Below are 12,065 nucleotides of genomic sequence, written 5' to 3'. Positions count from 1 at the left end.
CGAACGCCGCCCATCTGTGATGGGTGGCCGGGCCCGCTTGCGGGTACTCGCGGCGTTCCCGGAAGGCCCCCACACAGATCCGCGTCCCGGATAGATGCCTCACGCATCGATTTCCCGCCATAGCGCGATGAAGCATAAAAAAACCGCCCCGAAGGGCGGTTTTTTTTGGGGCCGGTGGGATCAGGCGTCGTGGTTGGCGTCTTCACCCGGGTTCGGCGTTTGCGCTGCTGCCTGTTGCTCGCGGCGGCGTTGGCGCGGGTCGTTGCCGGCGCGGCCGGCGGGGATTTCCGCCGGAGCCGGTTTCGGGAACGACGGGCGGGCCGCCTCGGCGGCCGGTGCCTGCGGTGCCGGCGCCGGCTCTGCGGGCTTGGCCGGCGCCGGGCGTGCCGGTGCCACCTGCGGGCTGCGCTGACGCGGGTCGTTGCCGGCCCGTTTCGGCGCTTCGTCCGCCACCGGTTCGGCGGCCGGGGAGGGCGCCGGTGCCGGGCTGCGGTCCGCCGGCGTCACGTCCATCGGTGCCGCTTCCGGAGCGGCCTCGGTGCGTGCCGGTGCATCGGTCGGCGTGGCGGCCACTTTGTCGTCCGTGGCCGGCGCCTCGGGCTCAGCCTGGGCTTCGGTCTTCACCTCAGCCGGGGCTTCGGCCTTCACCTCAGCCCGGAGCTCCGCTTTCGGCTGCCCGGCTTGCTGCTCCGCCTTGGCTTCGGCCTTCGGCTCGGCTTGGGGCTCTGCTTTCGGCTCGGCCTGCGGCTCGGCTTGGGGCCCCGGCTTCGGCTCGGCTTGCTGCTGCGCTTTGGGCTGGGCCTGCTGCTCCGCTTTGGACTCGGCGTGCTGTTCGGCTTTCGGCTCGGCTTTCGGCTCAGCTTTCGGTTGAGCGGACGGCTCAGCCTTGGGCTCGGCGGTGCCGGCCTGGGGTTGCGCTTGCGCGGCCGGTTTGGCGTCCGCCGGTTCGCGGGCCTCGTCCCGGGCCGCCTTGACCGGCGCTTCCGGAGCGGCCGCCGGCGGCTGCTCGGCGGCGTTGGTGCCGGTCTGTTCCGGTTTCACCTCGGGCACACCGGTTTCCACCACCTGGGTTTCGCGGGCACGCTGTTCACCGTTGGCTTGCTCGGCGGCCGCCTGGCCACGGGGAGCACGCTCGGCGCGTTCGGAGCGCTCGGCGGCATGGTCCGCCGCAACGCTTTCCGCGCCTTCATCGGCGGGTACCAGCTTGGCCTTGGGCGGACGGCTGTCGCCCCGTTCCTGGTCACGGCCCGGGGTGTTGTCCTCGGAGGTCATGCGCGGCGGCTGGCCGGCGGTGTCCTCGCGGGGCTCGGCGGCGTCCGCCTGGCCGGCTTCCGGCCGGGGCCGGTTGTCGTCGGCACTGGCGGCGGCGTCCTGCTTGCCGGGGCGCTGACGTTCGCGCAGCGGCCGTTCATCGCGGGAGTCGGTGCGGCGCTGGGCCTTGGGGCCGTCGTCCTTGCGCGGGCCTTTGTCCTCGGCTTTCTCCTGGGGCTTGTCCTGGGTGCGCGGCTTGCCGTTGCGATTGTCCGCCTTTTGCTCGGCGGGCTTGTTGTCGCGCTGGCCGCCGTCACGCTGGCCGGCATCGCGTTGGTTGTTGCCGTCGCGCTGACCGTTCTCGCGCTGGCCGTCGCTGTTGGCGTTGCCGCCCTGGCCACCACGGCCACCGCGGCCGCCACGGCGGTTGCGGCCACGACCGCGTCCGCCATTATTCTCGCCACCGGTGCCGCCATTGGCGTCGTCCTTGGCGTTGCGGCGCTGGTCGTCGCGCTGGTCGCCACGCTGGTCGCCACGTTTGTCGTTGCGCTGGCCGTTGCGGTTGTCCTGGCGGTTGTCGCCTCTCTGGTTGCCGCCCTTGGCCCGGTTCTGGCCACCACGGCGTTTGTCGTCGCGCTGACCGTTACGGCCGCCACGCTTGTCGTCGCGCTCGCTCTGACGCTTGGCGTTCTGCTGGTTGCGGCGTTTGGCGCGGGCCGCCTGTTCTTCCGGAGTGCCGTTGAACAGCACCGCCAGCCAGGTGAAGAAGCGGGCCAGGAAGTTGGTGGGCCGCACGGTCGGCGCCGGGGCCGCCTTGGCGGGTTTGGCGGTGGCTTCCGGCTTGGCCGCTTCCGGTTTCTCGGCCTGCGGCTTGGGCGGCGGCGGCGCGGTGTCCGGGGCCACCAGCTTCACCACCGGCTCCTGGGTCTTGATCTCGGTGTCCTGGGCGGACTGAACGGCCGGGTCCTGGTGACCTTCCACCAGTTCCAGCTCATGGCTGACCAGATCCTTGGTCTGGTCGTCGCGGATCCGCTCCACCTCGAAGTGCGGCGTTTCCAGGTGCGGGTTGGGGATCACCAGCACGCGCACCTTATGGTTGGCTTCGATCTCGCGCAGCACCTGGCGCTTTTCATTGAGCAGGAAGGTGCCCACGGCCACCGGCACCTGGGCCTGGATTTCGCCGGTGCGCTCCTTCATCACCTCTTCTTCGATCAGGCGCAGGATGCTCAGAGCCAGGGATTTCACATCGCGGATGTGGCCCAGGCCGTCGCAGCGCGGGCACACGATGCTGGACGTCTCGCCCAGGCTGGGGCGCAGCCGCTGGCGGGACAGCTCCAGCAGGCCGAAGCGGGAAATGCGGCCCAGCTGAATGCGCGCGCGGTCCGCTTCCAGGGCTTCGCGCATGCGGTTTTCCACCTCGCGCTGGTTGCGCGCCGGGCCCATGTCGATGAAGTCCACCACGATCAGACCGCCGATGTCGCGCAGACGCAGCTGGCGGGCGATCTCGTCCGCCGCCTCCAGGTTGGTCTGCAGGGCGGTTTCCTCGATGTCCGCGCCCTTGGTGGCGCGGGAGGAGTTGATGTCGATGGACACCAGGGCCTCGGTGGGATCGATGACGATGGAGCCGCCGGAGGGCAGCTTCACTTCACGCTCGAAGGCGGTCTCGATCTGCGACTCGATCTGGTAGCGGGAGAACAGCGGCGTGTCGTCGCTGTACAGCTTGATCTTGTGCTGGAAGTCGGTCATCACCTGCTGCACGAAGGCCTGGGCCTCGTTGTAGACCTTCTGGGAGTCGATCAGGACTTCCCCGATGTCCTTGCGCAGGTAGTCGCGGATGGCGCGGATGATGACGTTGGATTCCTGGTAGATCAGGAACGGTGCCTTGCGGGTCTCGGACGCCTCGGCGATGGAGCTCCACAGCTTGAGCAGGTAGTTGAGGTCCCACTGCAGCTCCTCGGCGGAGCGGCCCAGGCCGGCGGTGCGCACGATCACGCCCATCTCGTCGGGGATCTCCAGGCTGCCCAGGGCTTCCTTGAGCTGCTGGCGTTCCTCGCCCTCGATGCGGCGGGAGATGCCGCCGGCGCGCGGGTTGTTGGGCATCAGCACCAGATAGCGGCCGGCCAGGCTGATAAAGGTGGTCAGGGCGGCGCCTTTGTTGCCGCGCTCTTCCTTGTCCACCTGGATGATGACTTCCTGGCCTTCCTTGATCACCTCTTTGATATTGATGCGACCCTGGATGTCCTTGGGGTCCTTCTGGAAATACTGACGGGAGATTTCCTTGAGAGGCAAAAAGCCGTGGCGCTCGGCGCCGAAGTCCACGAAGGCGGCTTCCAGGGAGGGTTCGATGCGGGTGATCTTGCCTTTATAGATGTTGGCTTTTTTCTGCACGCGGGTGCGGTGTTCGATGTCCAGGTCATAGAGTCTCTGGCCATCCACCAGCGCAACCCGAATCTCTTCGGGGTGCGTGGCATTGATCAACATACGTTTCATTGTGCTACCACAAGGTTCGTGGCGGCGAGCAGCGGGCCGGTATCCATACCGGTATCAGACCTTCTGGCCCGGGCGTCGGAAGAAATGCCTGACAGGCATGAACGTCCGTGGGAGAGGCGCGCTAGCGCGATCACGACGGTGCTGATTGCCTGTTGTCGACCTTTCCCTGTGCTCCGGACTGGTTGAAGTTGCGCCGTTGGCGTCGCTCGCGAGGCGATAGAGTGGTATCGGCTTCGCGGTTGGTCCGGCGCGTCGGGCGCCGGAACCTGTGTCTGTATACCAGTGCGGTCCGTCCCCGGGCGCGTCGTGCGCGGCCACGGGGGCGGGCCGTTTTGTCTTCGACCTGATGCTGCCACCGCCGGTGTTGGTTGTCGGTCGACCGCCGGGGGGAGTTGTGTTGCCGCCCCGGGGGTCGTGCAGCGTCCGGACCCGGAGGTCCGTTCGGTTCTTTTGTCGGGCGGGCTGGCGGGGTGTTCGGGTCTACCGACGGCGAATGGTCGCTGCGCGTCGCCGTTGGCCAGCCCTGGCCGACATCGGATCATAGCAGCGAAACCGCAATGGGATCAATCAGATACATTGCTGATCCGTGAACGCTTCGAGTCCGCACGCAAGGCTGGCGGAGCGCGCCCACAGGGCCTAGAATCGCCGCATGTCAGACACCCCCGCCGCCGATCGCGTCACTTTCATTACCATTGATGAAGGCCGTGACGGCCAACGCCTGGATAATTTCCTGTTCGTCCATCTCAAGGGCGTGCCCCGTTCGCGTATCTACCGGATCATCCGTGCCGGCGAGGTGCGCGTGAACAAGAAGCGCGCCAAGCAGACCACGCGGCTGGCCGCCGGCGACGTGGTGCGCATCCCGCCGGTGCGCACCAGTGAGTCGACGGCGCCGCCGGTGGTCAGCGACGGCCTCGCCGAGCGCCTGTCCCGGGCGCTGCTGTACGAGGACGAGCGGTTGATGATCTTCAACAAGCCCGCCGGTCTTGCGGTGCACGGCGGCAGCGGCGTCAGCCTGGGGCTGATCGAGGCGCTGCGCGTGCTCCGTCCCAAGGAAACCCAGCTGGAGCTGGTACACCGCCTGGACCGGGATACCAGCGGCTGCATCATGGTGGCCCGCCATCGGGGGTTTTTGCGCAAATTGCAGCGGCTGATGCAGCAGGGCGGGGTGGAGAAGCGCTACTGGCTGCTGTGCCAGGGCTTCAAGGGCGGCGAGCGTCGCATGGAGGCGCCGCTGCTGAAGCTGATGCAGGGCAATGAGCGGGTGGTGCGGGTGTCCCGGGAGGGCAAGCCCTCGATCACCGATTTCACCCTGCTGGAGCGCTTCGGCGACACCGCCCTGGTGGAGGCCACCCTGGGCACCGGCCGCACCCATCAGATCCGCGTACACGCCCAGTTCGGCGGCTTTCCGCTGCTCGGCGACGACAAGTACGGCAGCGAGCGCGGCGACCGCAAGCTGGCCGACCTGGGCCGGCGACGGCTGTGTCTGCACGCCCGCTCCCTGGCGTTCCGGCACCCGGAAAGCGGTGAGCGGGTGCGGGTGGAGGCGCCCCTGGACGAGGATTTCGAGGCCATTCTCGCGGCCCTGAAGGCGGACAAACGATGAGCGGCCGCTACGATCTGGTGATTTTCGACTGGGACGGCACGGTGATGGACTCCACCGCGCGCATCGTCGAGTGCATGCACCGGGCCGGCGCCGACCTGGCGTTGCCGGTGCTGGACGACGAGGCGGTGCGCGGCATCATCGGCCTGGGGCTGCCGGAGGCGATCCGGGTCCTGTACCCGGACATCGACGACCACGGGGTGGGGCGCATGCGCGAGTGCTACGCCAGCCACTTCGTGGCCGCCGAGCGGGAGCCCAGCCCGCTGTACCCGGGCGCGCTGGAAACCCTGGCGGCGCTGCGCGAGGGCGGCCTGCGCCTGGCGGTGGCCACCGGCAAGAGCCGCAAGGGGCTGGACCGGGTGTGGACCGGCAGCGACCTGGGGCACTGGTTCCATGCCTCCCGCTGCGCGGACGAGAGCGTGTCCAAGCCGGCGCCGGCCATGGTTGAGGAATTATTGGCGGAATTGGCGGTCCGTCCGGAGCGGGCCGTGGTGGTGGGCGACACCGCCTTCGACCTGGAAATGGCCCGCGCCGCCGGCGTCGACCGCATCGGCGTCAGCTACGGCGCCCACCCGGTGGAACGGCTCCGCCCGTTCCAGCCCCTGGCGGTGATCGACGCCTTGCCGGAACTGCTGCCGCTGGTCGGCATCGGTGCTCACATTGACCACGAGGAACGAGTGTGACGATGGAACCCTATAATAAGGAACCGGACCACAAAGAGTGGAAGCTGATCGAGAAGCTGCTGGGCCAGGCCCAGGCGGAACAGCGTAAAAGCCGCCGCTGGGGGATCTTCTTCAAGAGCCTGGGCTTTATTTATCTGTTCGCCATGCTCTATCTGTTCGCCGCCAACCGGCCCGGGGATTCCCTGGCGGTGGCCGAGCCGCACGTGGCGGTGGTGGACGTGACCGGCGCGATCATGAGTGATTCGGCGGCCAGCGCCGACCTGATCACCAGCGGCCTGCGCGACGCCTTCGAGGCGGACAACAGCAAGGCGGTGCTGCTGCGCATCAACAGTCCCGGCGGCTCGCCGGTGCAGGCCAATTTCGTCTATAACGAAATCCGCCGGCTGCGGGCGGAGTACCCGGACAAGAAGCTGTACGCGGCGATCACCGACATGGGCGCCTCCGGGGCCTATTACATCGCCTCCGCGGCGGATGAGATCTACGCCGACCCGGCCAGCATCGTCGGTTCCATCGGTGTGATCATGGCCGGTTTCGGTGTGCAGGAGGCCGCCGAAAAGTTGGGCGTGGAGCGTCGCGTCTACACCGCCGGCGAGAACAAGGACATCCTCGACCCGTTCGCGCCGGTGCGTGAGAAGGACCGCGAGCACGTGCAGACCATGCTCGACGAGATTCACCAGCAGTTTATCGGCGCGGTGAAGGAAGGACGCGGCGACCGCCTGAAAGTGGACGGCCACCCGGAGCTGTTCTCCGGCCTGTTCTGGACCGGCGAACGGGCCCAGGCCCTGGGGCTGGTGGACGGCCTCAAGAGCCCGGGGCAGGTGGCCCGGGACGTGGTGGGCGTGGATGAGATGGTCAACTACACCGTCAGCGGCTCGGCCCTGGACAAGGTGCTCAAACGCTTCGGTGTGTCGGTGGGCGACGGCCTGGGCAAGTCCCTGGGCCTGGACGCCGCCGCGCCGAACATTCGCTAGGCCCGGACGCGGCTTTAGCCGCGATCCGCCGTCTCAGGCCGGCAGCGCGACGCCCTCGGCGGCCAGGAAGTCCGTGAGCATGATCAGCGGCAGGCCGATCAGGGCGTTGGGGTCGCGGCCTTCCAGGGCCTTGAACAGCACGATGCCGAGGCCCTCCGATTTGAAACTGCCGGCGCAATTGAACGGCTGTTCCTGTTCGATGTAGCGCTCGATCTGATCGTCGCGGAGGGTGCGGAAGTGCACCTGGAAACGCTCGCAGCCGCTCTGATGGCGGCCGGAGGCGGCGTCCAGCAGGCACAGGCCGGTCAGAAAGGTGACCCGCCGGCCGCTGGCGCGCCGCAACTGGGCCCGGGCGTTGGCGTGGTCGCCGGGCTTGCCGAGCACCTCGCCGTCGATCACCGCCACCTGATCGGAGCCGATGATCAGGGCATCCGGGTGGGCCGCCGCCAGGGCGTCCGCCTTGGCCCGGGCCAGGCGCAGCACCAGCTCGGTGGGGCTCTCGCCGGCCCGGGCGCTTTCGTCGATGTCCGGGCTGTGATGGCCGAACGCCAGCCCCAGCTTGCCGAGCACCTCGCGGCGGAACGGGGAGGAGGAAGCCAGGATCAGGGGTCGGGATGGTGCTTTCATGGAGTGCTCCGCGGGTCAATCGCCGCGAAGTGTACCGACGGCGCCACGCGCCTGCACGAAAAAACCCGGTTTCTCAAACAGTTAACAATCCGCCGGCCGCCGCAATTTCGCTTTGACAGAGGGCGGGGCCGCGCCTAGAATTGCGCGCTTATGTTTTCAGGGCAACTGCCACCGTATCTGGAACCGCGCAAGTTCGCGGATCAGGAACGCGTCATCGAAGGCGAAGCCCGTGTCGGGGAACTGCCCCGTCTGCGGGAATATCGCGACAGCCAGGATCAGCCGGTCCGGGTCTCCCTGGCCTTTGGCCGCGATGAAGACGGCCGTGGGCGCGTTCAAGGTCGTGTGGAAGCCACCCTGATACTGGTTTGCCAGCGTTGTCTGGAACCGGTGCACCACCCCGTCGTCGCCGATGTGGATCTGGTGCTGGTGTGGAGCGAGGATCAGGCCAAGGCGCTGCCGGCGGACCTGGACCCCTTGCTGGTCACCGAGGAGCGTTTGAGTCTGGCGGAGTTGCTCGAAGAGGAACTGCTGCTGGCCCTGCCCCTGGTGGCCCTGCACGACGAGTGCCCGCGTCCGGCGTCCACCGGTTCCGAACCGGAATCGGAAGGTGGCCCGGACGATACGCAAACCAATCCGGATAATCCGTTTGCCGTGCTGGCCCGCCTCAAGGGCCGCCGCAAGTAACAGGCCGAGGAGCAAGCAATGGCTGTTCAACAGAATCGCAAGTCCCGTTCCAAGCGCGGCATGCGTCGTTCCCACGACGCCCTGTCCGCACCGACCATCACCGAGGACAGCAACAGCGGTGAAGTGCATCGTCGTCACCACATTTCTCCGGACGGCATGTACCGTGGTCGCCAGGTGATCCGCACCGAAGAACTGGACGACGAAGAAGAGTAAGTCCGTCGTCGCCCGTGGGCGGCGTCACAGGACCGAAGCGGAACGGGAGCCCTGAGGGCTCCCGTTTTGTTGTTGCCCGGTTCCCTCGGGGCCATGACCACCCGTATCATGGCCATCGCTTCGTCAAGTCAGGATACTTGCCATGCCAGCGGTTGTGACCCTGGCCGTGGACGCCATGGGTGGCGACCACGGTCTGCCGGTAACCGTGCCCGCCGTGGGCCGGATACTGGCCCGCCATGACAATCTGCACGTGATCATGGTGGGCGAACCGGGCGCCCTTGCCCCGGAACTGAAGAAAGAAAAGCTGGACGCCCACCCACGCCTGAGCGTGCAGGCGGCCTCCGAGGTGGTGGCCATGGACGATCCGGTGGCCGTGGCCCTGCGCCAGAAAAAAGACTCCTCCATGCGGGTGGCCATCAATCTGGTCAAGGAAGGACGCGCCCAGGCCGCGGTCAGTGCCGGCAACACCGGCGCCCTGATGGCGGTGAGCCGTTTCGTGCTCAAGACCCTGCCCGGGGTGGACCGCCCCGCCATCTGCACCGCCATTCCCACCGCCTCCGGCCACTGCCACATGCTCGATCTGGGCGCCAACGTGGACTCCGAGCCCGAGCATCTGCTGCAGTTCGCCATGATGGGGCAGGCGGTGGTGCGTGCCGTGGACGGCCAGAAAAGCCCCAGGGTGGCGCTGCTGAACATCGGTGAGGAAGACATCAAGGGCAACGAGCAGATCAAGGAAGCCGCCGCCCTGATGAGCCAGACCGAGGACCTGAACTATGTGGGCTTCGTGGAAGGCAATGGCATCTTCCTGGGCGATGTGGACGTGGTGGTGTGCGATGGTTTCGTCGGCAATGTGTCGCTGAAAACCATGGAAGGCGTGGCCAAGATGATCGGCGGCATGATCCGCGAGGAAGCCGGCCGTTCATGGCTGCGCAAGCTCAGCGGCCTGTTCGCGCTGCCGCTGCTCGGCGGCCTGAAAAAGCGCATGGACCCGGACCGCTACAACGGCGCCAGCCTGGTGGGCCTCAATGGCGTGGTGGTAAAAAGCCACGGCGGCACCAGCGTGGAAGGTTTCGCCAGCGCCCTGGAAGTGGCGGTGCTGGAGGCCGAGCGCAATGTGCCGGCGCTGATCCGCGACGCTCTGGCGCCGGCCTCCACCGCGTAGAAGCGATTTAAGCAGCACGCCGGTTCATACTTTGTTGCAGGCCGGGAACGGACAAGCCCGGCCCGGACGGGCATACTGCCGGCCACGAACAAACGGGCGAACACCGATAGAGGATCCCCATGTCGAAAACCGCATTCGTCTTTCCCGGCCAGGGCTCCCAGAGCCTCAATATGCTGGCCGATTTCGCCGACCGCACGCCGGTGCGCCAGGCCTTCCAGGAAGCCTCCGGGGCGCTGGATCTGGACCTCTGGGCGTTGTCCCAGGAGGGGCCCGAGGCGGCGCTCAACCGCACCGAGAACACCCAGCCCCTGCTGCTCACCGCCGGCGTCGCCCTGTGGAAGCTGTGGGAGCAGGCCGGCGGCCCGCGTCCCGCGTTGCTGGCCGGTCACAGCCTGGGTGAGTACACCGCGCTGACCTGTGCCGGTGTGCTCAATCTCGGTGACGCGGTGCGCCTGGTGCGCACCCGGGGCCAGCTGATGCAGCAGGCGGTGCCGGACGGCGCCGGCAGCATGGCGGCGATCCTGGGCCTGGACGACGATCAGGTACGCCAGGCCTGCGCCGACGCCGCCGACGGCGACGTGGTGGAAGCGGTCAACTTCAATGCCCCCGGGCAGGTGGTGATCGCCGGCCAGGCCAGCGCCGTGGAGCGCGCCGTGGCCGCCTGCAAGGACGCCGGCGCCAAGCGCGCCATGCCGTTGCCGGTGAGCGTGCCGTCCCACTGCGCGCTGATGAAGCCGGCGGCGGAGCAGCTCGCCGATTACCTGAACAACACCAATTTCCACGCTCCGGAACTGCCGGTGATCAACAATGTGGACGTGGCCCGGGAAACCGACCCGGCGCGCATCCGCGACGCTCTGATCCGCCAGCTGTATTCCCCGGTGCGCTGGGTGGAAACCGTCCAGGCGCTGGCCGCGGATGGCGTCACCACCCTGTATGAATGCGGCCCCGGCAAGGTGCTCAGTGGCCTGGCCAAGCGCATTGACCGTTCCCTGACCGCCAAGCCGCTGGAAAACGGCGCCGCCTTCGAGGCGGCCCTGAGCGGCGATCAGGTCTGATTGAGGACAAGGACACAGCCATGAGTGAAGAACGTAAGGTCGCCCTGGTCACCGGCGCCACCCGCGGCATCGGCCGCGCCATCGCCGAGCAACTGGCCGACGCCGGCCTGTTCGTGGTGGGCACCGCCACCAGCGAGAAGGGCGCCGCCACCATCGCCGACTACCTGGGCGAGCGCGGTACCGGCGTGGTCATGGACGTGGCCGACGACGGCTCCGTGGCCGATACCGTCAAGCACATCAACGAGGCCCACGGCGCGCCGCTGGTGCTGGTCAACAACGCCGGCATCACCCGCGACAACATCATGCTGCGCATGAAGGCGGACGAGTGGAGCGACGTGATCAACACCAATCTGAATTCCCTGTACCGGGTGTCCAAGGCCTGCCTGAAAGGCATGACCAAGGCGCGCTGGGGGCGGGTGGTCAACATCAGCTCGGTGGTCGGCACCATGGGTAACGCCGGCCAGGCCAACTACGCCGCCGCCAAGGGCGGGGTGGAAGGCTTCACCCGGGCGCTGGCCCGGGAACTGGGCTCGCGCAACATCACCGTCAACGCGGTGGCGCCGGGCTTTATCCAGACCGATATGACCGATGCTTTGCCCGAGGCACAGCGGGAATCGCTGCTCAGCGGCATCCCCCTGGGACGCCTGGGTTCACCGGCGGAAGTGGCCAGCGCGGTGGCCTGGCTGGCCAGTGACGGCGGCGGTTATGTGACCGGTACCACGATCCATGTCAACGGTGGCATGTTCACCGGCTGAGAAAAACAGCCGAACGGCGGGACACGGCGGCAAAAAAACGCTATCGTGCCCGCATCCGAAGCTTAAACATTTGGAAACCTATCCGTGAAGGCGGGTATCGAGAGCGGCTTGCAAGCGCGTTTGGCGTTCCCCTAGAATAGCCGCTCATAGGTGCTCGCACACCATCAACAGGAGAGTTATAACATCATGAGCAGCATCGAAGAACGGGTCCAGAAAATCATCGTCGAACAACTCGGCGTCAAGCCGGAAGACGTGAAATCCGAAGCTTCCTTCGTCGAAGACCTGGGTGCCGATTCACTGGACACTGTTGAGCTGGTAATGGCCCTCGAAGAAGAATTCGAGACGGAAATTCCCGACGAAGAAGCTGAGAAGATCAGCACCGTTCAAGCTGCCGTGGATTACATCAAGGCGCATAGCTGATACCGATCGCGGCCGACGAACAGACAGCCAAAAAACCGCAGGCTCATCGGGCTTGCGGTTTTTTTTCGGTTAGCGTCCTACCGTGCCCACGGCGCGGTGACGCGGTTACAGTGGGAGTCGCGCCGCCGCGTGGCGCGCTTCCGAGTCGGGAGGA

General features: G+C 67.1%; 11 protein-coding genes. 9 read left to right on the top strand and 2 right to left on the bottom strand.

Going from position 1 to position 12,065, the window contains the following annotated elements; genetic code table 11:
- Window positions 1-180: 180 nt before the first annotated feature.
- Window positions 181-3,741 (bottom strand): ribonuclease E, encoded by a 3,561-nt coding sequence (rne, locus tag ACLD0W_RS17675; protein ID WP_410308767.1) that lies wholly within the window; start codon window positions 3,739-3,741, stop codon window positions 181-183.
- Between the two features lie 649 nt (window positions 3,742-4,390).
- Here rne and ACLD0W_RS17670 point away from each other — a divergent pair.
- Genes ACLD0W_RS17670 through sppA form a run of 3 tightly spaced genes read left to right on the top strand, consistent with a single transcriptional unit; the run spans window position 4,391 to window position 6,995 of the window.
- Window positions 4,391-5,344 carry an RluA family pseudouridine synthase gene (locus ACLD0W_RS17670; RefSeq protein ID WP_410308766.1) on the top strand — a complete coding sequence of 318 codons (954 nt, stop codon included), beginning with the start codon at window positions 4,391-4,393 and terminating at the stop codon, window positions 5,342-5,344.
- Complete coding sequence (locus ACLD0W_RS17665; protein WP_410308765.1) at window positions 5,341-6,024, top strand: HAD-IA family hydrolase; 684 nt, start codon at window positions 5,341-5,343, stop codon at window positions 6,022-6,024. The genes ACLD0W_RS17670 and ACLD0W_RS17665 overlap by 4 nt, the downstream gene beginning before the upstream one ends.
- A gap of 2 nt (window positions 6,025-6,026) precedes the next feature.
- On the top strand, window positions 6,027-6,995 hold the full coding sequence (sppA, locus tag ACLD0W_RS17660) for a signal peptide peptidase SppA (RefSeq protein ID WP_410308764.1): 969 nt from the start codon (window positions 6,027-6,029) through the stop codon (window positions 6,993-6,995).
- Window positions 6,996-7,028: 33 nt separating this feature from the next.
- On the opposite strand, the gene ACLD0W_RS17655 is transcribed toward sppA, so the two are convergent.
- The gene (locus tag ACLD0W_RS17655; RefSeq protein ID WP_410308763.1) at window positions 7,029-7,622 is read right to left on the bottom strand and encodes a Maf family protein; all 594 of its coding nucleotides are present in this window, start codon (window positions 7,620-7,622) and stop codon (window positions 7,029-7,031) included.
- A 150-nt stretch (window positions 7,623-7,772) separates the two neighbouring features.
- On the opposite strand from ACLD0W_RS17655, the gene ACLD0W_RS17650 reads away from it, so the two are divergent.
- The 6 genes from ACLD0W_RS17650 to acpP all read left to right on the top strand — a co-directional run bounded on the left by ACLD0W_RS17650 (window position 7,773) and on the right by acpP (window position 11,911).
- Complete coding sequence (locus tag ACLD0W_RS17650) at window positions 7,773-8,306, top strand: YceD family protein (protein ID WP_410308762.1); 534 nt, start codon at window positions 7,773-7,775, stop codon at window positions 8,304-8,306.
- Window positions 8,307-8,324: 18 nt separating this feature from the next.
- Window positions 8,325-8,519: a 50S ribosomal protein L32 gene (gene rpmF / locus ACLD0W_RS17645; RefSeq protein ID WP_410308761.1), complete on the top strand. Its 195-nt coding sequence runs from the start codon at window positions 8,325-8,327 to the stop codon at window positions 8,517-8,519.
- 142 nt (window positions 8,520-8,661) lie between these two features.
- Window positions 8,662-9,681 (top strand): phosphate acyltransferase PlsX, encoded by a 1,020-nt coding sequence (gene plsX, locus ACLD0W_RS17640; protein ID WP_410308760.1) that lies wholly within the window; start codon window positions 8,662-8,664, stop codon window positions 9,679-9,681.
- A gap of 119 nt (window positions 9,682-9,800) precedes the next feature.
- Complete coding sequence (gene fabD / locus ACLD0W_RS17635; RefSeq protein WP_410308759.1) at window positions 9,801-10,736, top strand: ACP S-malonyltransferase; 936 nt, start codon at window positions 9,801-9,803, stop codon at window positions 10,734-10,736.
- Between the two features lie 20 nt (window positions 10,737-10,756).
- On the top strand, window positions 10,757-11,491 hold the full coding sequence (gene fabG / locus ACLD0W_RS17630; RefSeq protein WP_410308758.1) for a 3-oxoacyl-ACP reductase FabG: 735 nt from the start codon (window positions 10,757-10,759) through the stop codon (window positions 11,489-11,491).
- 186 nt (window positions 11,492-11,677) lie between these two features.
- The gene (gene acpP / locus ACLD0W_RS17625) at window positions 11,678-11,911 is read left to right on the top strand and encodes an acyl carrier protein (RefSeq protein WP_008928079.1); all 234 of its coding nucleotides are present in this window, start codon (window positions 11,678-11,680) and stop codon (window positions 11,909-11,911) included.
- Window positions 11,912-12,065: the final 154 nt, after the last annotated feature.

The organism is Alloalcanivorax sp. C16-1, assembly GCF_046507805.1.
Taxonomy (GTDB): domain Bacteria; phylum Pseudomonadota; class Gammaproteobacteria; order Pseudomonadales; family Alcanivoracaceae; genus Alloalcanivorax.
Note: the sequence above shows the minus strand (reverse complement) of the source record. Positions and strands in the feature narration are given on the sequence as shown.